Below are 25,045 nucleotides of genomic sequence, written 5' to 3' on the forward strand. Positions count from 1 at the left end.
CCAGCTTGAGACGACTGTGGCTAGTAGCTGGGATGTTAGCCCTCCGGCACGGGCCCGTCCGGGTGCGTCCAGTCACTCTCGCGCGGGTGCCGGGTCGACCGCGTCGACGCCGAAGACGCGGCCGAGGGCGATCAGGCCTTCGTCGAGGTGGCTGAGGCTGGAGAGGACGGCGCGGGTCTCGGCTTCGTCGATCCGGTCGGAGACCGGGGTGCCGTCGTCGCGGACGAGGGCGCGGTCGCGGGTGCTTCCCGGGTGGCTGACGGCTTCGTGGATGCGGTCGACGTTGGCGACGATGCGACCGGTGAACTGGTCGAGGCGTTCGGCGACCGGGCCGGTGAGCTGGCCGGGCTGGGCGCGGGCGGCGACGTGCCGGGCGCGGAAGGCGATGCCTTCGAGGGTGGTGAGCACGTGCCAGCCGTAGTCGCGGCGGGCGCTGCGCAGGTTGATCGGGTGGGTGAGGGGTTCGATGGTGGTGCGGACCTGTTCGACCGCGCGGTCGAGGTCGCGGGACATCTCGATGATGTTGAGGTTCTCGCGGCCGGACATGAGATCCGCGGCCGAGGCGAGGAACTCGTGCAGTTCGTCGAGCGCGGCGGCGACGTCGTCGAGCATCACCGAGCGGGTGCGCACGGGGACCACGACCATCGCGGCGAGCAGTCCGCAGGCGGCGCCGATGGCGGTTTCCGCGACGCGGATCCAGAGCACCTCGATGCTGAACGTGCCGAGCAGGCTGTAGAGCAGCCCGAGCATGCTGGTGATGAAGAAGGCCATGAGGAACTGCGAGACGCGGGAGGTGTAGACCATCCCGAATACGCAGACCGCGATCAGCGCCAGGATGGCGGGGGTGTTGCCGCTGACGAGCAGGGCGAGTGCGACGCCGCCGACGATGCCGAGCAGGGTGCCGCCGGTGCGGCGAACGCCTTTGACGAAGCGGGCGCCGGTGCTGGAGGTGCCGACGAACACGACGAAGACGGTGAGGACCGCCCAGTACCAGCGCTGCGGGGAGACGAACTGGCCGGCGAGCACGGCGAGCCCGCCGCCGAGTACGGCCTGGATGGCGCTGCGGGTCTGGTTGTCGTAGGCGAACGCTTTGGTCGGTTCGCGGTCCTCGTCCTCGTCGGGCAGGTCCACTGTGGAGGCGCGGCTCGCGATGCGCTGGGCGCGGTCGTCGGCGACGGCGAGTTCGGCGAGCGCGCGGCGGAGGCCGTCGCCGGGGCGGGCGCGGTCGTCGATGCGGCTGCCTTCGACCAGCAGCCGGCTGTACTCGCCGGTCTGGCTGATCAGCGGGAGTTCGCGGGGGTCGCGTTCCATCAGGGAGCGGAAGCGGGCGAGGCGGGCGACGAGGTCGCCTGCGACGTCGGGCGGCAGGGGCTGGGAGGCGGTGCGGCGTGCGGTGATGGTGAGCCAGCTGACGGCGAGCTCGACCTCGATGGCGCGGCGGCGGAGCTGGTCGGCTTCGCCCGCGTCCACGACGTCGGGGGCGTTGTCCTCGATCAGCAGGACCGCTTCGTGGAGGCGGGCCAGTGCGGTGCGGATCTGGCGGTCGTTGCGGTCGCTGGTGCCGCCGGCGATGGTGGTTTCGGTGGCACGGACGGCGGCCGCGACGCGGGCGCGGAAGGCGCGGCGGATGCGGACGAGTTCGCTTTCGGCGTTGCGGCGCAGGAGGACGAACCGGACGACGGCGTTGGCGGCGAGCCCGAACAGCAGCGCGATGATCAGCTGCGGCACGTGGGACAGGCGGGCTTGCAGGAACATCGGGAAGAAGAACAGGAAGAACGTCATCGAGCCCAGCGCGATCCCGCGTGGCCCGAACCGCTGCAGGTAGACCGCGACGAAGATGAGCAGGACGAAGATGACGGTGTCGAGCGGCGGATAGGCGGCGCCGAGACCGGCGGCGGTGATGGTGGCGGCGCCGACGACGGCGGCGAGGCAGAGGGTGAGGGCCTGGCCGCCGCCGGTGGCGTCGTTGACGGTGAAGGCGCTCATCATCGCCGCGATGGCGGCGACGAGTGAGGTGGTGAGCGGAAAGTGCAGCGGGGACAGCGCGCCGATGGCGATCGCGATGCCGAGGACGGCGGAGGCGGCCAGGCGGAGCCGGACGAGGCCGGGGTCGGCTGCCGCCAGCCGGTCGAGGAAGGCGTTGCGCAGGTCGGCGATCATCGGGCGAGCAGCTCCCACTGGGCGAGGGTGACGGCCGTGCGTCCGCTCGACGCGGTGATGCGCAGCCGGTAGTGCCGGTGGGCGGCGGGTGCGGCGAGGGTGAACGGGCGGGTGTGGCGGCGCCAGCGGAACAGTTCGCCGAAGCGTTCGTCGAGGACGTGCCAGTGGTGGCGGTCGTCGGAGCCTTCCAGCGTCCATGCCCGGGGGTCGCCGCGGCGGGTGCCGGAGGTGAGTGTGTACAGCACGACCTCGCGTGGTGGTCCGTCCACGGTGAACTCGAGGACCGGTGTGCGCGTGTGGAAGGTGGCTTGGGTGCGGCTGGTGTCGTCGGTGAGCGCGTGGGCCGGGCCGTCGGGGCTGTGCGCGGTGCCGGTGAGGTCGGTGAGTGGCGCGGGTGGTGCGGGATTGACGGGTTCGGTGCCCCAGGTGCCGGGTTCGGCGCGGACGTCGAAGTCCAGCACCGCGCCGCGGGTGAGTACGGCGTGGGTGAGGGTCGCCGAGGGATGTGGTTCGCCGTCGACGGTGAGGCCGTGCACGTAGGGCGTGTCGGTGCCGTCGGCGGTGCCGGCGCGGGGTGCTCGGATCACCAGGTCCTTCCCGTTGTCGAGGTGCACGGTGGCAGTGCGGAACAGTGGTGCGCACGCCACGTAGCTCGGGCTGCCCACGGTCAGCGGGTAGAGACCGAGGGCGGTGAAGACATACCAGGCCGACATCTCGCCGTTGTCCTCATCCCCCGGATAGCCCTGGCCGAGTTCGCTGCCCAGGTAGAGGCGGCGGAGTACTTCGCGGACGGTGCGCTGGAGTTTCGCCGGCGCCCCGGCGAAGGCGTAGACGAACGGGATGTGGTGTGAGGGCTGGTTGGAGTGCCCGTACTGGCCCATGCGCACGTCGCGAGCCTCGGTCATTTCGTGGATCCGCCCGCCGTGTCCGGTCTCGGGAATCCGGAAGAACTCGTCCAGCTTCGCCTCGAGGCCGCGGGTGCCGCCGTGCAGGGCGGCGAGACCCGGTCCGTCGTGTGGTGCGGAGAAGGCGGTGTTCCACGCGTTGGTCTCGACGAAGTCGTCGCCCCAGGCTTCCGGGTCGTACCCGTCGGCGGGGTAGTGCCGGCCGCCCGCGGGGGTGCGGCCTTGGAAGAAGCCGATGCGCGGGTCGAAGTGATGCACGTAGTGCTGGGCGCGGTGGCGGAGGTAGACGGCGTTGTCGGCGTACCGGCGTGCACGGGCCCCGCTGCTTTGCCGGGCGAGGGCGTCCGACAGGTTGGCCAGTGCGAAGTCGTTCAGGCAGCCTTCGAGGGCCCAGGAGAGTCCTTCTCGGACAGACGTGGGGGTGTAGCCGAGGAAGGCGGAGCGGTCGAGGCCTTTGCGTCCGACGCCGGGCCAGGGTGGCGCGACGGTCGCGTTTTTGAGTGCGGCGTCGTAGGCGGCTTCGACATCGAAGTTCGTGACGCCTTTGAGGTAGGCGTCGGCGAAGGCAGCGTCGGAGCTGGTGCCGGTCATGAGGTCGGCGTAGCCGGGGGAAGACCAGCGCGCGATCCAGCCGCCTTCGCGGTACTGCTGTACGAAGCCGTCGATCATGCGGCCGCACTGCTGCGGGGCGAAGAGCGCGTAGGCGGGCCAAGTGGTGCGGTAGGTGTCCCAGAAGCCGTTGTTGACGTACAGCTCACCGTCGATGGTCTTCGCGCCCGTACGGCGACGTGTGCTGGGCCGAAAGCTGCGTACGACCGGGCTGGCGTGGCGGATGCCGCGCGGGGTGTTCTCGTGTGCACGGTTCGGGTAGAGGAACAGACGGTAGAGGCAGGAGTAGAAGGTGGTCAGTTCGTCGTCGGACGCGCCTTCGAGTTCGATCCGGCCGAGCAGGCGCTGCCACTGCGCACGGGCGAGGTCGCGGACCTGCTCGAACGTGGTGCCGGCGGGGATCTCCAGCTCGAGGTTACGTTTCGCCTGGGCGAGGCTGATCAGTGACGTCGCGATCCGGAGGGTGACCTCTCGTTCGGCGAACTCCAGGTACCCGGTGACGCCGCGGCGGATCCGGCCGCCGCCGGTGGGACGCTGGTCGGCCTCGGCGTAGAGGAACATCCGGCGGGCGCCGGTCGACAGTCTGCTGCGGACCCAGGTGTGGCCGGTGAGCACGCCGGTGTCCGCGTGCACTCGCAGGCCACCGCGGTTGCGGACGTTGTCGAACAGGACCCATCCGCGGCTTCCGGGATAGGTGAAGCGGACCAGCGCGGCGTGGTCGGCGGGGGCGAGGTCCGCGGTGACGCCGCAGCGGAACCGCACACCGTAGTGGTACGGACGGTCGATCTCGTCCTCATGGGAGAACGCGAGCGCGCGGCGGCCGCGGTCCGGTTCGACCGGTCCGGTGCCCGGCATGAGGTGGAAGGTGTGCCGGTCGCCCATCCACGGGCTCGGCTGGTGGCTGAGGCCGAGTGCCTGCACCCGCGGTTCGTTCCGGGCGTCGTTGTGCCGGTGGTAGGAGTAGAACCAGTTCAGGGCGCGGGCGTCGGTGACCGGGGTCCAGAAGTTGAAGCCGTGCGGGACCGCGGTGGCGGGGAAGGTGTTGCCGCGGGAGAATTCGCCGCTGGAATGCGTGCCGCGGGTCGTGCGCACGTGGTCGACCGGATCCTTCGGCACGGTCCTGTGCTCGGCGAGACGGACGTCGTCCAGCCAGCCGGTCACCTCGCCCTCGCCGGGCGGCTCGACCAGCAGGACGATGCGCCGCACCCGTCGTCCCGCGTACGCGCCGAGATGGTGGCGCACGAGGTTCCACTGATCCACGTAGAGGGTCTTCGCCGCCCCTTGCGCGGCGGCGGTGAACCCGGCACGGCTGCCGTCGTCGAACTCGGCATCGAGAGTCACGTACGTACTGCGGTAGCTGGGCACCGCGCCGTCGGAGTCCGGAAAGACCACGTACGACAGTGCACTGTGGGCGGTCACCGCAACGTCCACCTCGAACAGCACGGTCCGCGGCCCAGCCGAGTACCGCAGCGCCCGCAACCCGGTGAACCCGACCCCGGCCTTCGCGGTCGGCGACCGCCGCGGCCCGCTGTCCACCTGCACCCCGGAAGTGACCGGCTGCGGATCGCCCGCTTCGAACGAGGAGAAGAACCCGGTGCTGGTCACCTCCCCACGGTAATGGCTTCCACACCGCACCACCCGCAAGCTGCCTCGTGAGTGGCTACGCCGGTTCTCACCGGCGTAGCCACTCACGAGGGTCACGCGCCGGTCAGAACCTCGCGCACTGTCCGGCGGACGGGCCGCGGACGGTATTGGCGAGGGAATGATCGGTCGGGGCGGGGGAGTTGCCGGTGCAGGCCAGCGGGCCGCCGATGGTGCTGCTGGTGATCACCGGGCCCTGGTTGCCGCTCAGCGTGACCGGCCCCGCGACGTCGGCCAGCTCGATCGACGTCGGCCCGGTCGTGCCGGTGATCGACAGCGGACCGGACACCTTCGTCCGGTTCAGCACGACCTGCGCCGCACCGGTCGCGGTGACCGGACCGTTGATCGCTCCGCCGCGGACCACCAGCGACGCCCCGCGAGCCACCGTGACCGGGCCGGAGACAGTGCCACCGTTGAGGCACACCACCCCGCTCGACACGGTCAGCGGACCCTTCTGCGTGCCGGTGAGCGTCTTCGTGCACGACGCGTCCGGCCGGCCCAGCAGCTCGAACTCGGCCAGCGACGGAGTCCCGCCGGTGCTGCCGGTGACCTCGAGCCGGTAGTAGGCGTAGTGCGCCGGATTCTGCACCGCGAACGCCCTGGTCTGCTGCCGCCACGAGAACTTCTGGTCGGCCTGCTGATCGGCCACCGCCCAGTTCTTCCCGTCGTAGGAACCCTTGAGCACCCAGCTCTTCGGGTCCCCGGCACCGGTGCCGGAGGTCAGCGTGTAGTGCGTGACCGCCTCGTCCGTGGACTTCAGCCGGTACTGCACCGCGCCGGTCACCTTCGCCTGGGTGCGGGAGGTGTTGTCCAGCAACGCCTTGGCATCCGAACCATCCGAAGTGGACAGTGTGCCGCGGTCGCCGCCGGTCTCGTCGTGCAGCGGCGTGGGCACCGCGTCACCGGTGGTGATCGACTTCGGCGCGTCGTCCGGTCCGGTACCCCACTTCGACGGGGTCGGGCCCATGTCGAAGTCCAGCGTGGCCCCGTGCGCGAGCACGTCCTGCGGCAGCGACGTCGACATCCAGGTCTTGCCGTTGACCTTCAAACCCTGCACGTAGACGTTCTTCGCCGAGTTCTTCGGCGCGTTGATCACCAGGTCACCGCCGGGCAGGTGCACGGTCGCCTTGGTGAACAGCGGCGACCCGACCGCGTAGTCCGGGCTGCCCATCTGCAGCGGATAGAAGCCCAGCGCGGAGAACACGTACCACGCGGACATCTCGCCGTTGTCCTCGTCACCGGCGTACCCCTGCCCGAGCTCGCTGCCGGTGTAGAGCCGCGACAGCGCCTCCCGGACCTTCGCCTGGGTCTTCGAGGGCTGACCCGCGTAGTCGTACATGTAGAGGATGTGGTGCGAGGGCTGGTTGGAATGGCCGTACTGGCCCATCCGCACGTCCCGCGCCTCCCGCATCTCGTGGATCACGCCGTTGTAGCTGCCCGGGAAGGTGGCGGTCTCCTGGTCGGCGAAGAACTGGTCCAGCTTCGCGCCCAGCTTTTCCTTGCCGCCGTAGAGGTTTGCCAGCCCCTGCCCGTCCTGCGGCACGGTGAAGGCCATGTTCCAGCCGTCGGTCTCGGTGTAGTCCCCGCCCCACACCCGCGGATCGTACTGATCGGCGGTCTTGGTGAACTTCCCGTTCGCGTCCTTGCCCTGGAAGAACCCGGTGCTCTGGTCGAACAGGTTCACGTACTGCTGCGCACGGCTGGTGAAGTAGTGGTAGTTCTCCAGGTACTCCGCCTTGCGCGGATCGTTCGCGGACGCCTGGTCGTAGAGCTTCTTCGACATGTTCGCGATGCCGAAGTCGTTCACATAGCCCTCGATCGCCCAGGAGAACCCTTCACCGGTCGAATTCGGCGTGTACCCGAGGAAAACCGACTGGTCCAGGCCCTTGCGGCCGACCGCCGAGTTCGGCGGCGTCACCGTCGCGTTCTTCAACGCCGCGTCGTAGGCCGACTGCACGTCGAAGTTCGACACGCCCTTGAGGTAGGCGTCGGCGAACGCGACATCCGAACTGGTGCCGGTCATCAGGTCGGCGTAGCCGGGGGAGGACCAGCGTGCGATCCACCCGCCGTCGCGGTACTGCTGGGTGAACCCGTCCACCATCTTGCCCGCCATGTCCGGCGTGAGCAGCGAATACGCCGGCCAGGTCGTGCGGTAGGTGTCCCAGAACCCGTTGTTCACGTAGATCTGGCCGTCGACGAGCTTCGATCCGGTCCGGGTCGGGGTGTCCTGGCCGGTCTTGGCCGCCACCGGGCTCGCGTACCGGTACTTCGGCGCCTGCGTGGTGCCGACGTTCTCGGCACCCTGGTTCGGGTACAGGAACAGCCGGTACAGGTTGGAGTACAGGGTCTCGGTCTGGTCCTTCGACGCGCCCTCCACCTCGACCACGCCGAGTTGCTTGTCCCAGGCCTGCTGAGCCGCGTCCCGCACCGTGTCGAACTTGGTGTCCGGAGCGATCTCCTGTTCAAGGTTCTTCTTCGCCTGGTCCACGCTGATCAGCGAGGTCGCGATCCGCATCGACACAGTCTTGTCCGCGCCGGCGTCGAACCGCAGATAGCCGGTGACGTTGTCACGGCCCTGCCCGGTCAGCTTGCCGCCGGTGCTCACCGGCTTGTCGAAGGTGGCGTAGACGAACATCCGCCCGGCCCCCGCGGACAGGCCGCTCTTCGCGTCGGAATAGCCGCTCAACGCGGCGTGCTCCGGGTCGAGGGTGAGCCCGCCGGAGTTGTTCACGTTGTCGAAGATCAGGCTGGAATCGGTGCCTGGGAAGGAGAACCGCATCATCGCCGCGTGGTCGGCCGGCGCGATCTCGGTCTTGATGCCGTTCTGGAACGTCACACCGTAGTAGTGCGCCCGCGCGACCTCGTCGGCGTGCGTGAACGGCAGCGCCCGCTTGTCCCGGTTCGCGTCCGGAACCCCGGCCGCGGCCGAGGGCATCACCTGGAAGCTCTGCCGGTCACCCATCCACGGGCTCGGCTCGTGACTGACGCTGAACGCCTGCAGCGACGGCAGATTGTCCGCGTTGTTCTGCGAATGGTAGTTGTAGAGCCAGTTGTCCGCCTTGGCGTCGGTCACCGGGGTCCAGAAGTTGAACCCGTGCGGCACCGCGGTCGCCGGGAAGTTGTTGCCCCGCGAGAAGCTGCCGTTGGCGAGCGTGCCGCGGGTGGTCAGCACGTTGTCGCTGGGCCGGGTGCTGGCCGGCGGGGTCGTCGTGGCGGAGACCTTCACGTCGTCCAGCCAGCCGGTGAACGAGGCCGGCCCGCTCGGATTGTCGTAGCCGAGCACGATCCGGGAAATGGTCTTGCCCGCCGCGACCTGCCCGATCGCCGAGCGCACCAGGTTCCACTGGTTGGCGTAGAGCACCTTGCTCGCGCCCTGGCCGTCCGGGCTCAGGCCGAAGCCGTACTGATCGGTGGCCTTCAGGTCACGCAGGTGCGTCCCGTCGGTGAAGTCCAGGTCGAGCGCCACGTTCGTGCTCGGATACTTCAGATCGCCGGTGATGAACTGCGGCTGCACCTTGTAGGACATTTCGGTTGTCGAGGTGACCGGGATGTCCACGTCGAACAGCTTGTTGTAGGAGTACCCGTGCCCGGCGGCCTGGGTGCCCGCGTAGCGGAACGCCTCCTTGCCGGTGAACCCGACACCGTTCTTGTTCGTGTAACCGCCGGCCGGGCCGGCGTCGACGAAGCTGCGCATGGCCGGCACCGGCGGCGGCGTCGTGCCGCCCAGCTCCAGCTCCGAAAGCTGCAGTGCGTCGTCACCGTGGTTGCGGGTCACGTCCAGCCGGTAGAACCGGTAGGCCGGGCTCGCGCCGTCGAGCTGGTAGTCCTTGCGCTGCAACCGATCGGGGAACGACTGGCCGGTCTGCTTGTCCAGCTCGGTCCACTGCACGCCGTCGGCGCTGCCCTGCAGGGTCCAGTCCTGCGGATCGCGGCCGGCGAAGTCGTTGGCCGAGGTGATCGCGTAGTGCGTGATGGTGCTCGGCGCGGTCAGCGTGACCTGCGCCCAGGCGGCCGGATCGTGCGAAAGCCACTTCGTCGCGGGCTTGCCGTCGATCAGGTTCGCCGCGACCTCGCCGGCGTCGGTGTTCTCGCTGCTCGCGCTGACAACGGTGGCACCGGTGACGCCCGCGGCACGGGGTTTCCCGGCGGCGTCGGTGTCGACGGTGTCCTGCGCGGGCTGCGGCTCACCCGGCTCGAACGAGGAGGTGAAGTCCGGTGGCGCGGCCTCCTCCGCCGTGGCCGGGGCGGCCGCGGGAAGGGCGGCCAGGCCCGCCGCCACCACCGCCGCGGCCAGCACGGCGGGCAGGGATCTGGCACTTCGGGGCATCGTTGCTCCCAGTTCGTCGGGCGACAGGGCGCGCGCCCGCGCACGGCGATTCCGGCGGCGGGGCCCCGGAAGCGAAACCCGGGTGTGACATCGATGTCAAGACCGGCCGGGGATCCTGGCTCGAAACGGACAACCCCGGACGCCCACGGCTACTGCACCCGGGTGGTGCCGGGAAGAATCGATGCGAAACCGTGCCGAAAACCCCGGCCGGGAAGTTTTCCCGGAGCGGCGGCTGAAGCGCCACGCACACAGGTATAACGGAACGCATGTCGCACGATCCCGACGAGGCCGCCCGCGTGCGGGCCGGGCAGGCACTCGCCGCCGGTGACCCCACCGGATGGTTCGAACCGTTGTACGCCGATGTCGAGAGCGGGGACGCGGTGCTGCCGTGGAACCGCACCGAGGCGGCACCCGAGCTGGCCCGGTGGGTGGCCGGACGGCCGGGCGAGGGCCGCAGCGCGCTCGTCGTCGGCTGCGGGATGGGCTACGACGCGGAGCTGCTGGCCGCGTCCGGGTACACCACGTCCGCGTTCGACGTCTCACCCAGTGCGATCAAAGCCGTGCTGAACCGGTTCCCGGACACCGCCGTCTCCTACCGCACCGCCGACCTGCTCGATCCGCCCCCGGAGTACCACCACGCGTTCGACCTGGTCCTGGAGTACCTCACGGTGCAGTCGATGCCGCGAGCCGTCCGCGAGGAGGCGATCACCTCGGTGGCCGGCTTCGTCGCCCCCGGTGGCAGGCTCCTGCTCGGCTCGACCGCCGCCGAAGCCGTCGACCTGCCCGACGGGCCACCGTGGCCGCTCGACCGCGGCGAAGTCGAATCCTTCGCCCGCGACGGCCTCGTCCTCGACTCACTGGACCGCGTCCGCGACGGCCGGTTCTGGTGGGCGGAACTGACCCGGAACGGCTGAACCGACCCGGGAGTGCGCAGGCTCAGCAGGATTCCAGGAACCGCTTCAGCACCCGCAGCCCGAACCGCAGCCCTTCCACCGGCACGCGTTCGTCCACCCCGTGTGCCATCGCGCGGTACGGGAAGCCTTCGGGCAGCGCGAGCGGGGCGAAGCCGTAGCAGGCCATGCCCAGCTTGGTGAACGCCTTCGCGTCCGTGCCGCCGCCCATGCAGTACGGCACCACGACCGCCACCGGGTCCTCCGCGACCAGCGCGGCCGCCATCGCGTCGAACCACGGGGAGTCCACCGGCGCCTGCACCGGTGACTGGTGCGCGACGAACTCCCGCGTCACGCCCTCGCCCAGCAGCGCGTCCAGCACCTCGAACAGCTCGTCTTCGGCGCCGGGCAGCACCCGCACGTCGACCTCAGCGGTTGCCGTCGAGGGAATCACGTTCACCTTGTAGCCGGCTTCGAGCATGGTCGGCGTGGTGCTGTTGCGCACCGTCGGCAGCACCAGCGACCCGGCCGCGCCGAGCCGGGCCACCGAGGCGTCCACCGCCTCGCCCGAGGACAGGTCCACCGGCACGCCGAGTGCGGCGCCGGTGCGTTCCAGAAACGCCCGCACGGTCGGGGTCAGCCGCACCGGCCAGCGGTGCGCGGAAATCCGGTGCAGCGCGCCGACCAGGCGGATGACCGCGTTCTCGTCGTTGGGCCGGGAACCGTGTCCGGCCCGGCCGCGGGCGGTCAGCCGCAGATGCGCGGTGCCGCGTTCGGCGGTGCCGACCGGGTAGAGCCGCACGGTCCTGCCGTCGGCGGCGGGCACGTGGTAGGAGTACCCGCCGGATTCGCTGATCGACGCCACACAGCCCTCGAACAACTCCGGATGCCGCTCCACCAGCCAATGCGCGCCGTAATCGCCGCGGTCCTCCTCGTCCGCGACGAACGCCAGCACGAGATCACGGCGCGGCCGCAGCCCGCCGGCCACCGCGGCGAGCACCATCGCGCAGAAATCTTTCATGTCCACCGCGCCGCGGCCCCACAGGAACCCGTCGCGTACCTCTCCGGAGAACGGCGGCACCGACCAGTCCGCCGCATCCGCGGGCACCACGTCCAGATGCCCCTGCACCAGCAACGCGGGCAACGCCGGATCCGTCCCCGGAATCCGGGCGACCACAGAGGACCGGCCGGGCGCTGCCTCCAGGATCCGCGCGGAAACCCCGTGGGCGCCGAGGAATTCGGCCACGTACTCGGCTGCCGGACGCTCCCCTTCGGACTTTCCGCCGCCGTGATTGGTGGTGTCGAACCGGATCAGGTCCGCGCAGAGATCGACGACGTCGACCGGCGAGACGGGCGAGTCGAGGGGGCCGGGGGAGCCGGGCGTGGCAGCCTCAGCCATAGATGCCCTGCACTGCCCCGGCCGCGATTGCGGTGACCGTCTTGAACGCCTTCATCGCCTCGGTCATGCTCGGCGCATCGAACCCGACGCGGCGCACCCCGGTCTGCTCGACCGTCGGGATCACCGCGGTGGCCTGCGCCAGATGGCTCGCGTCGAACTCGACGTCGATCCGGTGCCGCCCCGGGGCACGTTCGACCCGCCCGGCCCGGTCCATCGACTCCCGCGCGGCGCTGGTCAGCAGTTCGGCGGTGCGCGCGGGCGGCAGGCAGATCGCCGCGTAGCGGCTCACGCACTCCTTCACCTCCACCAGCTGCGCCTCCGGCGCGTACTCGCGGGCGTCGGCACAGGTGCGATCGTCCCCGCTGACCAACAGCACCGGCACGCCGTACTCCGCGGCCAGCGCCGCGTTCAGCCGGCCCTCGCTGGCCGGGACGTCGTCCAGCCACACCCCGGTGATCTGGTTTTCCAGGTAGGTGTGGGAAAGCACCCCGTCGAAGCCGGCACCGGCGTGGTAGCCGAGGAACACCACACCGTCCACACCGGAATCGACACCCTGCATCATGGACAGTGGCTTGTGCCGTCCGGTGAGCATCCGCGCCCGCGCGTCGAGGTCTTCGAGCAGCAGGTTGCGCTGCGACGAGTGCGCCTCGTTCACCAGCACGTCCTGCGCGCCCGCGGCGAACAGCCCGGCCAGCGCGGCGTTGACGTCGCCGGTGAACAGCTTCCGCAACCGCTGCCACTGAGGGGTCCCCGGAACGACATCGTCGGTCCAGGTGACCCCGGTGGCGCCCTCCATGTCGGCCGAGATCAGGATCCGCATGCCGGGCACTCTAGTCATCCTACGTCCGTCCATAACGATCGGACACGCACCGGTGTGGTCACATATTGCGGGGTTGCCGCGGTATGTGGTTACTTTTCGTCCCTGGGGAGCTCAGGGCTTGACGATGGGGTGATCAGGTAGTGCGGAGCTTGCACGTGCGGCGCGGGATGCGCCGCGTTTTCGCGATCGGGGTGGCGGCCACGCTGGCGGTCCTGCCGCTGGCCGGTACCGCCGCGGCGCAGCAGCAGAACCAGCCGAAGGTGCTGCGGGTGGCGCTCACCACCGGCATCGACCACCTCAACCCGTTCACCGCGGCGCTGGCCGCCTCGACGCAGGTCGGCCGGTTCGTCTACGAGTTCCTGACGATTCCCTCGGCGGACAAGGCCGAGGCGGCGCCCGCGCTCGCCGAATCGTGGACGACCTCGCCGGACAAGCTGACCTGGACGTTCAAGATCCGCCGGAACGCGAAGTGGTCGGACGGCAAACCGGTCACCGCCAAGGACGCCGCGTTCACCTTCAACCGGATGCTCACCGACGAGACCGCGCGCACGGCCAACGGCAACTACGTCGCGAACTTCGACACGGTCAGCGCACCGGACGACACCACGCTGGTGATCAAGACGAAGACCGTGCAGGCCACCATGGACCTGCTCGACGTGCCGATCGTGCCGGAGCACGTGTGGGCGCCGATCAAGGACCTCACCGACCCCAAGACCGACACCGTCGCGGTCGCCGGCGTGGGCGACGGGCCCTACCAGCTCACCGAGTACAAGCAGAACGAGTACGTCAAGTTCAAGGCCAACAAGGACTACTGGCGCGGTGCGCCCCAGGTCGACGAACTGCAGCTGCTGGTGTTCAAGGACGTCGAGTCCGCGGTGAACGCCCTCAAACAGGGCGAGGTGGACGTGATCAACCGGCTCACCCCGACCCAGTTCGACGCGCTGGAGGGACAGCCGGACATCGCCACCAACAAGGCACCGGGGCGCCGCTACAACGAGATCACCATGAACTTCGGCGTGCAGAACAACGAGAACCAGCCGATCGGAAACGGCAACCCGGTGCTCAAGGACCTCCGGATGCGCCAGGCGATCGCCCGCGCCATCGACTCCCAGACCATCGTGGACAAGGTGATGAGCGGCTACGGCCAGCTCGGCGGCGGCGTGGTCCCGCCGATCTACCGGAACTACCACTGGGATCCCGCCCGCGGCGAAGCCCGCACGTTCGACCTCGCCGCGGCCAACCAGGCACTCGATCAGGCCGGCTACCGCAAGGGCGGCGACGGCCTGCGTACCGGCCCCGGCGGCGCCCGGCTCGAACTGCGGCTGACCGGGCACGCCAACCGCGGCTTCGACCAGCGCGTGGCGCAGTACGTCAGCGGGTGGCTGCGGGACATCGGCATCTCGGTCAAACAGGAACTCGTGTCCGACGAGGAACTCAACGACCGCACCAACGCGGGCAACTACGACCTGGCGATCTCCGGCTACGCGACCAACCCGGACCCGGACTACGCGCTGGCCCTGCACACCTGCGCGGCCCGCCCGAACGCCCAGGGCAAGGGCGGCACCACCGACACGTTCTTCTGCGACCCGCAGTACGACCAGCTCTACGCCAAGCAGCTCGCCGAAACCGACCCGGCGGTGCGGGCCGGCTACGTCAAGCAGGCACAGGCGCGGCTCTACAGCCAGGCGGTCAACGTCGTCGTCGACTACGACAACGCGCTCGAGGCCTACCGCTCCGACCACTTCTCCTCGTTCCAGAAGCAGCCGCAGCCCGACGGCGCGATCCTGGAGCAGACCGGCTACTGGGGCGTGTACGGGGCCGTCCCGGCGGATGCCTCGGCCGCGGCCGACGACGGCGGCTCGAACACCGTCGTGTGGATCGTGGTCGGCGCCGTGGTGGCGGTCGCGCTCGTCGGCGGCGGGATCGCGATCGGCCGACGGCGCGCGGTACCCGCGGACGACCGGGAGTAACGGGCGTGACGCAGTCCCTCACTTCGGACCAGGCCGCCGCGATCACCGATCCGGACGAACGCGGCGGCGGCAGCGGCACAGCGAAGTTCGTGCTCACCAAGGTCGCCGAAGCGATCGCCAGCATCCTGCTGGTCATCGTGCTCGGGTTCTTCCTGTTCCGGCTGCTGCCCGGCGACCCGATCGCGTTCATGTCCAGGGAACGTCCCACCGATCCCGGCCAGATCGCCGAGCTGCGGGAGCGGCTCGGCCTGGACAAGCCGATGCTGGCCCAGTTCGGCAACTACTTCGCCGGGCTGTTCCAGGGCGATTTCGGCGAGTCCTACATCGAACGGCGCCCGGTGCTGGACATGATCGGCGAACGGCTGTGGCCCACCGTGCTGCTCGTCGGCAGCGCCACCGTGCTCGCCATCGCGATCGGGCTGTGGCTCGGCATCCGCGCGGCGTGGCGGCGCGACAGCTTCTTCGACCGCGCCCAGACCGGCATCGCGCTCACCCTGTGGTCGGTCCCGCAGTTCTGGCTCGGCCTGCTGCTGCTGGTCGCCACCGGCGGCCTGTTCCCCAGCCGCGGCATGCACTCACCGGACGCCGCGCCCGGGTTCTTCCCGCAGACCGTGGACGTGCTGCACCATCTGGTCCTGCCGTGCGTGACGCTGCTCGCGGTCTTCTACGCGCAGTACATGCTGGTGATGCGCTCGTCCCTGCTGGGCGAGATGAACGCCGACTACCTCACCACCGCCCGCGCGAAAGGGCTGCGGGAAGACCTGGTCCGCCGCCGCCACGCGGTGCCGAACGCGCTGCTGCCCACCGTGACGCTGGTGTTCATGCAGTTCGGCATGGTGGTGTCCGGCGCGGTCACCGTGGAGGCGGTGTTCAGCTGGCCCGGCCTGGGCCAGCTGACCTACGACGCCCTGCACGGCCCGGACCTGCCGGTGCTGCAAGGGGTGTTCGTGGTGCTGGCGAGCGCCGTGGTCCTGATGAACCTGCTCGCGGAACTGCTCTACCGCGTGCTCGATCCGAGGGTGCGTACCGCATGACCGCCGCCGCGACCACCACCGAGAGCGCCCGGGCCATCGCCTGGCGTCGCCGGCGTGCCGGGATCGCCCGCACCTGGCACGAGTTCGCCACGCAGAAAGCCGCTCTCACCGGGCTGTGCCTGCTGGTCCTCACCGTCGTGCTCGCGCTGCTGCTGCCGTGGATCAGCGACGAGAGCGGCCTCGACGTCACCCGGGTCAGCGGACGGCCGCTCAGCCCGCCGGACGGGCAGTTCTGGCTCGGCACCGACATCGACGGCCGCTCGGTGCTGCTGATGACCGTGTGGGGCACCCGGATCTCGCTGCTCGTCGGGTTCTCCGCAACCGTGCTGAGCGTGTTCATCGGCACCCTGATCGGCGTCACCGCCGCGCACTTCGGCGGCTGGGTCTCCACCGTCCTGCTGCGGTTCACCGACTTCTTCCTCGTGCTGCCGTCGCTGGTGCTGGCGATCGCGCTGTCCGCGGTGCTGCCCCAAGGCATCTGGACGATCGTGCTCGCCATCGGCGTCACCGCTTGGCCCAGCACCGCACGGCTGGTCCGCGCGCAGACCCTCACCATCGAAAGCCGGCCCTACATCGAACGCTCCCGCGCGCTCGGCGGCGGGCACCTGCACGTGATCGGCCGGCACGTGCTGCCCGGCGTGGCGCCGCTCGTGCTCGCCAACACCACACTGGTCGTCGGCAACTCGGTCATCGCCGACGCCACCCTGTCCTTCCTCGGCGTCGGCGACCCGAACGCGATCTCCTGGGGTGCCATGCTGGAAACCGCGCTGAACAACGGCGCGGTCACCCGCGGCGCCTGGTGGAACCTGCTCCCGCCGGGCATCGCGATCGTGCTCGTCGTGCTGTTCTTCACCCTCGTCGGACGAGGACTGGAGACCGTACTGAATCCGCGGCTCAAAGGACGGCACTCGTGACCCCGCTGCTCGAGCTGAAGAACCTCGGCGTCACCTATCGCACCGGAGCCGGCGACGTACCCGCGGTCCGCGGCGTCGACCTGCGCCTCGACGCCGGCGACACACTCGGCGTGGCGGGGGAGTCCGGCTCCGGCAAGTCCACCGTCGCGATGAGCGTGCTGCGGTTGCTGCCGCGCAGCGCGAAGATCAGCGGTGAAATCCTGCTGGACGGCGAGGACGTACGGCACATGCGCTGGGGCCGGCTGCGCGCGGTGCGCTGGGCGGAGGCCTCGGTGGTCTTCCAGGGCGCGATGCACGCGCTCAACCCGGTCCGCCGGGTCGGCGAGCAGATCGCCGAACCGCTGCGGCTGCACCCGCCCGAGGGCGGCCCGCTCGGCGAAGCCCGGATCAACGCCCGCGTCGCCGAACTGCTGACGCAGGTCGACCTGCCACCCGCCCGGGCCGGCGCCTATCCGCACGAGCTGTCCGGCGGGCAGAAACAGCGGGTGATGATCGCGATGGCGCTGGCCTGCGAGCCACGGCTGATCATCGCGGACGAACCGACCACCGCGCTCGACGTCATCGTGCAGGCACAGGTGCTGTCGGTGCTTTCGAAACTCGTCGCCGAACGCGGCATCGGGCTCGTCATGATCAGCCACGACCTGTCCGTGCTCGCCTCCACCTGCGCTCGCATCGCGGTGATGTACGACGGGGAGGTGGTCGAGGAACGCCCCAGTGCCGAGCTGATGACCGCGCCCCGGCACGAGCACAGCCGCGCGCTGGCCGCGGCGTTCCCGACCGTCGGCGACCCGGTCTCCCGCTTCGCGCCGGCCACCGCGACGCCGTTGCCACCCGAACCCGAGCACCGCCCGGGGGAGGACGAGGCACCGCTGCTGGCCGCGCAAGACCTGCACGTCTCCTTCCGCGACCGCACCGGCAAACGGATCCACGCCGTCAACGGGGTCGACCTCGCCGTCGGCAAGGACGAGATCGTCGCGCTGGTCGGGCAGTCCGGCTCCGGCAAGACCACCCTCGCCCGCACCCTGCTCGGGCTGCAACGAGCGGACTCCGGCACGATCCGCTACGCGGGCCGACCGGTGCCCACCGGCGGCGCCGAACTGCGTGCCTACCGGCGGCAGGTCCAGCTCGTGCTGCAGGACCCGACGAGCGCGCTGAACCCCGCGCACACCGTCTACGAGGCCGTGGCCGAGGGCCCCCGCATCCACGGTCTCCCCGACGAACGCCGCGTCGTGCTCGAGGCGCTGGAGGCCGCCGAGCTGCGGCCGCCGGAGAAGTACTTCGACCGGCTGCCGCACGAGCTGTCCGGCGGCCAGCGCCAGCGCGTGGTCATCGCCGGCGCGCTCGCCCTGGCACCCGAGGTCCTGGTGGCCGACGAACCGGTCGCGTCGCTCGACGCGTCAGTGCGCGGCGAAATCCTCGCGCTGCTGCTGCGGCTGCGCCGCCGGCTCGGCCTCGCCGCGCTGGTGATCACCCACGACCTCGGCCTCGCCTGGAACATCGCGGACCGTGTCGCGGTGATGTACCACGGCGAGCTGGTCGAAACGGGTACCGTCGAGCAGGTCCTGCTGGACCCCCGGCACGAATACACGAAATCGCTGCTGGCGGCGCTGCCGGGCGGTACGGCGGAACGAGCCGCCGGATAGCGCCCCACTGCCCCCGACGGGGACGAACACCTGAACGAACACCGTTTTCCCGGTAGCCCGCGCGGGCACGCGGGACTTCACCCGGTAATCTCCTGGATCGAAATGGCCACCACCACCGACGCCGCGCAGCCGACCGCGGGCACCCTCGACCGGCGCTTCCTCACGCCCTCGCGTTTCCCGTACCGGACCATCGCGATGGGCACCGTGGGAAGCACCCTGCTCATGCTCGCGGCACTCGGCGCCGGCGGCATCCTCATCCGCGACCCGGTGCTCGGCCACGGGCCGCTGTCGTGGATCCGCTACGGGCACGGCCGCGCGCTGGCCAACGCCCTGCTCTACACCGGTTTCGCGCTCGTCGTGTGGGCCTGGGTGCGGCTGGGCCGCTACGTGCTGGCCGGGCGCATCGGGTCCCGCCCGATCCTGATCGCCGCGCTGTGCTGGATGGCGCCGCTGCTGGTGTCGCCACCGCTGTTCACCCGCGACGTGTTCTCCTACCTCGGGCAGGGCGCGCAGCTGCTGTACGGGCTCGACCCGTACGCCAACGGCCCGGCCGAACTGGGCGTACTGCCCAACGTGGTGCAGAACGTGCACCCGCTGTGGCAGACCACGCCGGCCCCGTACGGCCCGCTGTTCCTGCTGATCTCCAAGGGCATCGTGGCGATCACCCAGGACACCATGATCGCCGGGGTGATCCTGACCAGGGTCGTGCTGCTGGTCGGGCTCGGCATGACGCTGTGGGCACTGCCGCGGCTGGTGTCCCGCCTCGGCGGGAAGCTGCCGGTCGCGCTGTGGGTCGCGGTCGCCAGCCCGATGATGGTGATCCACCTCTTCGGCGGCCCGCACAACGACCTGATGATGCTCGGTTTCCTGGCCATCGGCGTGCTCGCCGCGCTGGAGCGGCGGCACGTGCTCGCGGTCGTGCTGGTCACCGTCGGCATGCTGATCAAACCGACCGCCGCAGTCGCGCTGCCGTTCCTGGTGTGGATGTGGGCCGCCGACCTCAAGGGCCCGTCGAAGACCCGGAACTTTTTCAAGGCCGGTGCCGCCGCGGTCGGGCTGTTCCTGCCGGTGTTCGTCGCCGGCACCTGGATCTCACTCGGCTCGCTGAACCTCGGCTGGTGGTCCGGGCTCAGCGCCCCCCAGCTGATCGCGAACTGGCTCAACTTCCCGACCGGCATCGGCGAAGCCGTGTACAACCTCGTGCACCTGGTCGCGGACGTGCCCTCGTCGCCGTTCGTCACGGTCGCCCGCGCGATCGCCATGGTCGGTCTCATCGCGTTCGGCGTGCGCCAGTGGTGGCTCGCCCGGGGCGGTGGCAAGGAGGCCGTGTACCGCGCGGCGATCACCCTGCTGGCCGTCGCGATCCTCATGCCGCCGACCCTGCCCTGGTACCTGACCTGGGGCTTCGTGCTGATCTCCGCGTTCCGGTGGCAGCGGCGCCACCTGTCCGCGGTGGTCGCGGTGTCGGTGTTCGTGACCCTGGTCTACTACCCGACCGGCGAACAGGCCCTCTACGACTGGTGGTTCATCGCAGTCGTCGTGCTGGTCAGCCTGTACGCGGCCGCGTCCCTGCTGCGCCCGGACCCACTCGGCCTGATCGCCGCCTGGCGCAAGCCGAAGGAGGAGTTCCTCCCCGAACCGGCCCCCGCGCACCGCGACTGACCCCGATGACCGCGTCCGGACTCCAGGTCCGGCGCACGACCGTCGCCGACCTTCCGGCGCTGCTCGCCTGGGAACGCGAGCCGGACGGCGCCGACGCGGAATCGGTCGAACTCCGGTGCCAGGTGATCACTCCGGGTGAACGGTGCGGCGCCGGACGTCGGCTGCACCGCTGAGCAGGCGACCCGGCATCCGGTCCGGCATCACCCCGCGTCCAGCACAGCTGCCCGCTTCCGCAGCCGGGCCTGGACCTGTCCCGCCTCGACCTGCGCCGCCGGAGTACCGGCGGCCGCGGCCACCGCGGCAGTCACCCCGGCCGCTTCCCCTGTCACAAAACACGTCGCGGTGATGCGGAGGCTGCCGTTGGCCTCGTGGGAGGACGACAGGCACCGGCCGGCGACGAGGAGATTCGGCACAGCCGGGACCTGCAACGCCCGCAACGGAATCGCGTACCCGGTGCCGACCGCGTCGGTGTGGGAGAGTCCCGGCGCGGTCGCCGAGTGCACGTCGACCGGGAACGCGCCGCGGCCGATGACGTCCGGGAACTCGGCGCCGCCGTGCACATCGGCACCGGTCATCGTGTACGCGCCCAGTACCCGCCGGGACTCCCGCACCCCGACCCGGTCCGCGACCGCGGCGAGGAAACATCGCGAGAAACCGGGGACCATCGTCTGCAGCCAGCCGACGACCTCCAGCACCTGCCGTGCCAGCCGCGCGTGCGCGCTGCCCATCCAGCCGTCGCCGGTACCGGTGGGCGTGCGGGTCACGTTGAACACCGCCTCACCCCGCCGCGGCCACGCCGCCAGGTGCAATTCGGTGCGGTGCAGGGAAAGCAGTCCACGGGCACGGCCCTCGGCGAGCAGCCGCCCCAAGCCCCAGACGTTGACGTGCTCGGCGGTGTCCTCGGCGAGCACGCTTCCCGGCCGGACCTCGTCCGGATGCGCCCGCAGGTAGGCCAGCAACGCCGGCACGTCGATCCCGCCGACCTTGAACGACAACGACGCCGGTTGCGTTTCCTCGGTGTCGGGCTGCATCGGCGCATCCGCCAGCGCGGCCACCGCGGCGTCACCGGTCGTGTCGACCACCACCGGCGCCGGCAGACTCCGCCGGCCCTGCGGAGTCTGCACGCCCAGCGAAACGATGTCCGCACCGCTGCGCCGCAGCTCACACGGCGTGGACTGCAGCCACACCGAAACCCCGGCCTCCTCGAGCAGGATCGACTGGGTCAGCGCGAGCGCGGCGTGGTCGACCGGCGTACGGCTGGCCGTGTAGCCGACGTCGTCGCGCACGTGCCCTGGCGAGGCGCCGGCAGCCACCAGCCGATCCACCAGGCGCTGGCCGAAACCACCGGTCACCTGGGCGCCGCGCACGTCGTGGAAACCCGCCGAATGCTCCAGCCACTGCCACGCCAGCGTTCCGCCGACCGACCCGGAAGCCTCCACCAGCACGGTCCGCGCGCCTTCCTCCGCCGCCGACACCGCGGCGGCCACCCCTGCCGAACCGCCTCCGACCACCACCACGTCCGCGCTCACACCGGCAGCCTTTTCCGCACGAGGAACCCGTAGGACACGACGCTGACCAGCAGCAGCAGCGCCGCCACGACCAGCGCGGGCACGAACCCGCCGAGCCGGTCCACGATGACGCCGGTGGCGATCGGCGCGAACGCGCCGCCCAGGAAACCCCCGAAGTTCTGGATACTGCCGATCGAACCGACCATTGTGGACGTTTCGGCGACGTCGGAAGCCAGCGCCCAGTACGACGCGGTGGTGAGGCTGTAGGTGAACATCCCGACCGTGAGCAGCGTGACCGCCATCGCGGGCCCGGTGCTCAGCGCGGTGGCGCCGAGCGCGAACGCGGTCAGCAGCGAGCCGCCGGCGATCGTGCGGCGACGGGCGTCCATGGCCCGCATCCCGCGTCGCACGAGCGCGTCGGAGAACCGGCCGCCGATCACCACGGCGACCCCGCCCGCCACGTAGGGGAGCGCGGACAGCAGTCCGGCGGCGCTGATCGAGAAGTGCTGGGCCGACTCCAGATAACTCGGCAGCCAGGTGATGTAGAACCAGAACACGTACTGCAGGCAGAACCCGCCGATGATCATCGCCCAGATCGTCGGGTACCGGAACAGCCGCACCCACTGCTTGCCGACCCCGGACGAAGCCGCGGCCGCACTGCGCTGGTTCTCCTTGATGTAGGCCAGTTCCTCGCGGGTGACGCGCCGATGCCGGTCCGGCTTCTCGTACGCCAGCCACCAGCACAGCACACCGAGCACCCCGAGCGCGCCGACCAGGACGAACATCAGCTCCCAGTCCACCGCGATCAGCAGCGCCGTGGTGATCGGCGGCGCGATCGCCAGCCCGACCTGCGTGGCCGCGATGTACACACTCGTCGCCCGCGCCTTCTCGTGGTCGGGAAACCACTGGTCGGTCGCCTTGAGCGCACCGGGGAACAGCGGTGCTTCGGCGACGCCGAGCAGCACCCGCAACCCGAGGAACGACGCGACGCTGCGGGCCAGGCCGGTGGCGGCCCCGGCGATCGACCACACGGCAGCCGCCACCGTCATGATGACCTTCGGCCCGAACCGGTCGATCGCCCAGCCCGCGGGCAGGTTCATGATCGCGTACGGCCACACGAACGCCGACAGCACCAGTCCCATCTGGGTGGCGCTGAAGCCGAGGTCCTCGCGGATCGCCGGCGCGGCCACCGAAAGGTTGCCGCGGTCGAGGTAGCTCGTGATGGTCAGCACCGTCAACGCGCTGATCACGGCCCACCGCACGTTGCGCCCCCGGGGCCGGGGCGGGGCCGCGCGCTCGGTGGTCGCGCTGCCTTCGACTGTCATCCTGCACCTCGCTGTGCGTTCACAGGGACGGGGAGACCGGGAATGTCACCGGTTACATCGTGCGAGCAGTCTCGGTGGGCTCGGTCGGTCTGTCAACCACCGGGACGCCATAATCGGCAGCGGCAGAGGAGGAACGCATGGTGAGCATCCGGGACGTGGCCAAGGCCGCCGGCGTCTCCACGGCAACGGTCGCGCGAGTGCTCAACGGCGGTACGCCGGTTAGCCCGGACCGCACGGAACGCGTGCTGCGCGCGGTCCGCGAGCTGGACTACGTCAGCAACGGCGTGGCCGCCAGCCTGTCCCGAGGCCGCACCGGCCTGCTCGGACTGCTGGTGTCCGACATCGCGAACCCGTTCACCGCCCAGGTCGCCCGCGGCCTGGAAGACGAGGCGGTGCGCCGCGGCTACCAGGTGCTGATCGCCAGTTCGGACTTCGACTCCGAACGCGAGGCGCAGGTGCTCGCCTCGTTCGCGCGGCGCACGGTGGACGCCGTGGCGCTGCTGTCCTCCAGTGGTGTGGGGGAGGGGGTCGCGCGGCTGGTGCGAAACGGCATCCCGACCGTCTTCGTCGACCGCCGCCCACCGGACCTCGGCGAGATTCCCTTGGTGCGTACCGACAGTCTCGGCGCGGCCCGCGAGGCCGTGCGGTACCTGATCGACCTGGGACACACCGACCTGGGGATGATCTCCGGCCCGTCCGGGATGCCGACCGCGACCCAACGGCTGGCGGGCTTCCGCGAGGCCTGCCAGGCGGCCGGGCTCGTCGTACGCCCGGAGTGCGTGCGCGAGGGGTTCCTCGGAACGGCCGGCGGCTACACCGCGATGTGCGAGGTGCTGGACCTGGACGTCCGGCCGACGGCGGTGTTCTCGTTCAACAACGTGCTGGCCATCGGCGCGTTGCAGGCCGTGCGGGAGCGGGGGGTGCGGATCCCGGCCGACCTGTCGCTGGTCACCTTCGACGACACCGACCTGTTCCCGTTCGTCGACCCGCCGATCACCGCGATCGAACAACCCGCCTACGAGATCGGCGCACAGGCCGGCACGCTGCTGTTCACCCACCTGGACGGCGGCCGGACCGCCGGTGCCGACGTCGTGCTCCCGACCCGGTTCCACATCCGCAGCTCCTGCGCCCGGCCTGGTCGCTGAAACCGCCGCGGTAACCGCCAGGAGGTCACGGATGCGATCGCCGGCGGTCCGGGATCGGGCTGGACGCTTTGAGGGTGCGTAGCACCGGGGTGGTCTCCACACCGCGGATGCCGTCGATACGCCCGATCCGGGTGACCAGATAGGCGTGGAGTTCCGCGGGAGTGCCGCAGAGCGCGTTGACCATCAGGTTGCTGGGCCCGGTGATCGCTCCGACGAAGGCGACCTCGGGGTGTTCGGCCAGTTCGCGCGCCACGGTGTCGAGATGTGCCGGTTCCACCGCGAGCCAGAGCATGGCATGGGTGCGCACACCGTATTCGGCGGCGTCGATCTCCAGGTCGAAGTAGATGCTTCCGGCGCTGCGGAGCTCGGCGAGCCGGTGCGCGACCGTGGCCTGGGACCAGCCGGTGGCCTGGGCCAGTTCGACGTGGCTGGCGCGTCCGTCGCGCTGGAGCGCGGTCAGCAGCGGCCCGTCCCCGGCGTGGAGCGGACGGATCTGCGCGAACGGCATCCGCGGCTGTGGCTCGGTGAGTTCGGCCTGCTGCGCCTCGTCCAGGCTGTCCCGGCGGCCGCGCCACGCGCTCGGCCCGCCGAAGTAACTGTGCAGCAGGCAGTGCGCGCGGACGGCGTGGACGCTGGCGGTGCGCGGAAGGTCGTGGAGCAACATCGCCCTGGCCGAATCGCCGTCGTCGGTCGCGTTGACGATGGCGAAGATTTCGGTCCCGCCCGAAACGAGCTTGACCCACTGCGTGTCCCCGCGCCGGACCAGGGAATCGGCGAGTCCCCGCGCGCCCGCGGGAGCGGCGGTGATCCGCAGCAGCCACCGGGTCAGCCCGGCCTGTTCCGGATCCGGCAGACCGATCACGCGCAGCCCGGCCGTGTCGCGCAGCCGGCGGCAGCGGCGCGCGACGGTTTGGGTGGACACGCCGAGCACCGAACCGATCCGGGCGTACGTCGCCCGCCCGTCCACATCCAACGCGTGCACGATCGCGGTGTCCAGCTGGTCCAGGCTCACGTGACGATCCCTTGTCGAATGGCCCCTTCATGGAAGATTCTCGCACTATCCCGTGCAGATGTGGTGGCGGTGTCGCGGTCT

At 70.5% G+C, this 25,045-nt stretch carries 16 protein-coding genes; 8 read left to right on the forward strand and 8 right to left on the reverse strand.

Annotation, left to right across the window (positions count from 1 at the left end; all coding sequences use genetic code 11):
• Positions 1-72 precede the first annotated feature (72 nt).
• The 3 genes from BJY18_RS04835 to BJY18_RS04845 form a co-directional block, all read right to left on the reverse strand.
• Complete coding sequence (locus BJY18_RS04835) at positions 73-2,160, reverse strand: FUSC family protein (RefSeq protein ID WP_184784425.1); 2,088 nt, start codon at positions 2,158-2,160, stop codon at positions 73-75.
• Positions 2,157-5,279, reverse strand: a complete 3,123-nt coding sequence (locus tag BJY18_RS04840; RefSeq protein ID WP_184778020.1) for a GH92 family glycosyl hydrolase — start codon at positions 5,277-5,279, stop codon at positions 2,157-2,159. Before BJY18_RS04840 ends, BJY18_RS04835 begins: the two co-directional genes overlap by 4 nt.
• Positions 5,280-5,382: 103 nt before the next feature.
• Positions 5,383-9,642 (reverse strand): GH92 family glycosyl hydrolase, encoded by a 4,260-nt coding sequence (locus BJY18_RS04845; protein ID WP_184778022.1) that lies wholly within the window; start codon positions 9,640-9,642, stop codon positions 5,383-5,385.
• A 266-nt stretch (positions 9,643-9,908) separates the two neighbouring features.
• On the opposite strand from BJY18_RS04845, the gene BJY18_RS04850 reads away from it, so the two are divergent.
• A complete protein-coding gene (locus BJY18_RS04850) occupies positions 9,909-10,556 on the forward strand; it encodes a class I SAM-dependent methyltransferase (protein ID WP_184778024.1) in 648 nt (215 codons plus the stop codon).
• Positions 10,557-10,578: 22 nt separating this feature from the next.
• Here BJY18_RS04850 and BJY18_RS04855 read toward each other — a convergent pair whose 3' ends face one another.
• Positions 10,579-11,931, reverse strand: a complete 1,353-nt coding sequence (locus tag BJY18_RS04855) for a M20/M25/M40 family metallo-hydrolase (protein WP_184778026.1) — start codon at positions 11,929-11,931, stop codon at positions 10,579-10,581.
• The gene (locus BJY18_RS04860; RefSeq protein WP_184778028.1) at positions 11,924-12,751 is read right to left on the reverse strand and encodes a M55 family metallopeptidase; all 828 of its coding nucleotides are present in this window, start codon (positions 12,749-12,751) and stop codon (positions 11,924-11,926) included. The genes BJY18_RS04855 and BJY18_RS04860 overlap by 8 nt, the downstream gene beginning before the upstream one ends.
• 167 nt (positions 12,752-12,918) lie before the next feature.
• Here BJY18_RS04860 and BJY18_RS04865 point away from each other — a divergent pair, with 167 nt between their 5' ends.
• The 6 genes from BJY18_RS04865 to BJY18_RS04890 all read left to right on the forward strand — a co-directional run bounded on the left by BJY18_RS04865 (position 12,919) and on the right by BJY18_RS04890 (position 20,147).
• The gene (locus BJY18_RS04865) at positions 12,919-14,721 is read left to right on the forward strand and encodes an ABC transporter substrate-binding protein (protein WP_184784426.1); all 1,803 of its coding nucleotides are present in this window, start codon (positions 12,919-12,921) and stop codon (positions 14,719-14,721) included.
• 5 nt (positions 14,722-14,726) lie between these two features.
• Positions 14,727-15,755, forward strand: coding sequence for an ABC transporter permease (locus BJY18_RS04870; RefSeq protein WP_184778030.1), 1,029 nt, complete (start codon positions 14,727-14,729; stop codon positions 15,753-15,755).
• Positions 15,752-16,669, forward strand: a complete 918-nt coding sequence (locus tag BJY18_RS04875) for an ABC transporter permease (protein WP_184778032.1) — start codon at positions 15,752-15,754, stop codon at positions 16,667-16,669. The genes BJY18_RS04870 and BJY18_RS04875 overlap by 4 nt, the downstream gene beginning before the upstream one ends.
• Positions 16,666-18,312 carry a nickel ABC transporter ATP-binding protein NikE gene (gene nikE / locus BJY18_RS04880; protein WP_184778034.1) on the forward strand — a complete coding sequence of 549 codons (1,647 nt, stop codon included), beginning with the start codon at positions 16,666-16,668 and terminating at the stop codon, positions 18,310-18,312. The genes BJY18_RS04875 and nikE overlap by 4 nt, the downstream gene beginning before the upstream one ends.
• Before the next feature lie 102 nt (positions 18,313-18,414).
• Positions 18,415-19,974, forward strand: coding sequence for a polyprenol phosphomannose-dependent alpha 1,6 mannosyltransferase MptB (gene mptB, locus BJY18_RS04885; protein WP_184778036.1), 1,560 nt, complete (start codon positions 18,415-18,417; stop codon positions 19,972-19,974).
• 5 nt (positions 19,975-19,979) lie between these two features.
• Positions 19,980-20,147 carry a hypothetical protein gene (locus BJY18_RS04890; RefSeq protein WP_184778038.1) on the forward strand — a complete coding sequence of 56 codons (168 nt, stop codon included), beginning with the start codon at positions 19,980-19,982 and terminating at the stop codon, positions 20,145-20,147.
• 27 nt (positions 20,148-20,174) lie between these two features.
• Here BJY18_RS04890 and BJY18_RS04895 read toward each other — a convergent pair whose 3' ends face one another.
• Together BJY18_RS04895 and BJY18_RS36650 are read right to left on the reverse strand one after the other, a co-directional pair.
• A complete protein-coding gene (locus BJY18_RS04895) occupies positions 20,175-21,503 on the reverse strand; it encodes an FAD-dependent oxidoreductase (protein WP_312873743.1) in 1,329 nt (442 codons plus the stop codon).
• Complete coding sequence (locus BJY18_RS36650) at positions 21,500-22,807, reverse strand: MFS transporter (RefSeq protein WP_246458769.1); 1,308 nt, start codon at positions 22,805-22,807, stop codon at positions 21,500-21,502. The genes BJY18_RS04895 and BJY18_RS36650 overlap by 4 nt, the downstream gene beginning before the upstream one ends.
• Before the next feature lie 137 nt (positions 22,808-22,944).
• Between BJY18_RS36650 and BJY18_RS04900 the strand changes: the two genes are divergently transcribed.
• Entirely contained in the window at positions 22,945-23,952 is a 1,008-nt protein-coding gene (locus BJY18_RS04900) for a LacI family DNA-binding transcriptional regulator (protein ID WP_184778040.1), read from the forward strand.
• A 25-nt stretch (positions 23,953-23,977) separates the two neighbouring features.
• On the opposite strand, the gene BJY18_RS04905 is transcribed toward BJY18_RS04900, so the two are convergent.
• Positions 23,978-24,964 carry an Lrp/AsnC family transcriptional regulator gene (locus BJY18_RS04905; protein ID WP_184778042.1) on the reverse strand — a complete coding sequence of 329 codons (987 nt, stop codon included), beginning with the start codon at positions 24,962-24,964 and terminating at the stop codon, positions 23,978-23,980.
• Positions 24,965-25,045: the final 81 nt, after the last annotated feature.

Source organism: Amycolatopsis jiangsuensis, from assembly GCF_014204865.1.
In the GTDB taxonomy this organism is placed as follows: domain Bacteria; phylum Actinomycetota; class Actinomycetes; order Mycobacteriales; family Pseudonocardiaceae; genus Amycolatopsis; species Amycolatopsis jiangsuensis.

Excerpts from the sequence above, each read along its gene's own strand:
- BJY18_RS04845 (WP_184778022.1), bottom strand. The coding sequence starts at position 9,642 with ATGCCCCGAAGTGCCAGATCCCTGCCCGCCGTGCTGGCCGCGGCGGTG.
- BJY18_RS04900 (WP_184778040.1), top strand. The coding sequence starts at position 22,945 with ATGGTGAGCATCCGGGACGTGGCCAAGGCCGCCGGCGTCTCCACGGCA.
- BJY18_RS04875 (WP_184778032.1), top strand. The coding sequence starts at position 15,752 with ATGACCGCCGCCGCGACCACCACCGAGAGCGCCCGGGCCATCGCCTGG.
- BJY18_RS04865 (WP_184784426.1), top strand. The coding sequence starts at position 12,919 with ATGCGCCGCGTTTTCGCGATCGGGGTGGCGGCCACGCTGGCGGTCCTG.
- BJY18_RS04890 (WP_184778038.1), top strand. The coding sequence starts at position 19,980 with ATGACCGCGTCCGGACTCCAGGTCCGGCGCACGACCGTCGCCGACCTT.
- BJY18_RS04850 (WP_184778024.1), top strand. The coding sequence starts at position 9,909 with ATGTCGCACGATCCCGACGAGGCCGCCCGCGTGCGGGCCGGGCAGGCA.
- BJY18_RS04860 (WP_184778028.1), bottom strand. The coding sequence starts at position 12,751 with ATGCGGATCCTGATCTCGGCCGACATGGAGGGCGCCACCGGGGTCACC.
- BJY18_RS04855 (WP_184778026.1), bottom strand. The coding sequence starts at position 11,931 with ATGGCTGAGGCTGCCACGCCCGGCTCCCCCGGCCCCCTCGACTCGCCC.
- mptB (WP_184778036.1), top strand. The coding sequence starts at position 18,415 with ATGGCCACCACCACCGACGCCGCGCAGCCGACCGCGGGCACCCTCGAC.
- BJY18_RS04835 (WP_184784425.1), bottom strand. The coding sequence starts at position 2,160 with ATGATCGCCGACCTGCGCAACGCCTTCCTCGACCGGCTGGCGGCAGCC.
- BJY18_RS36650 (WP_246458769.1), bottom strand. The coding sequence starts at position 22,807 with ATGACAGTCGAAGGCAGCGCGACCACCGAGCGCGCGGCCCCGCCCCGG.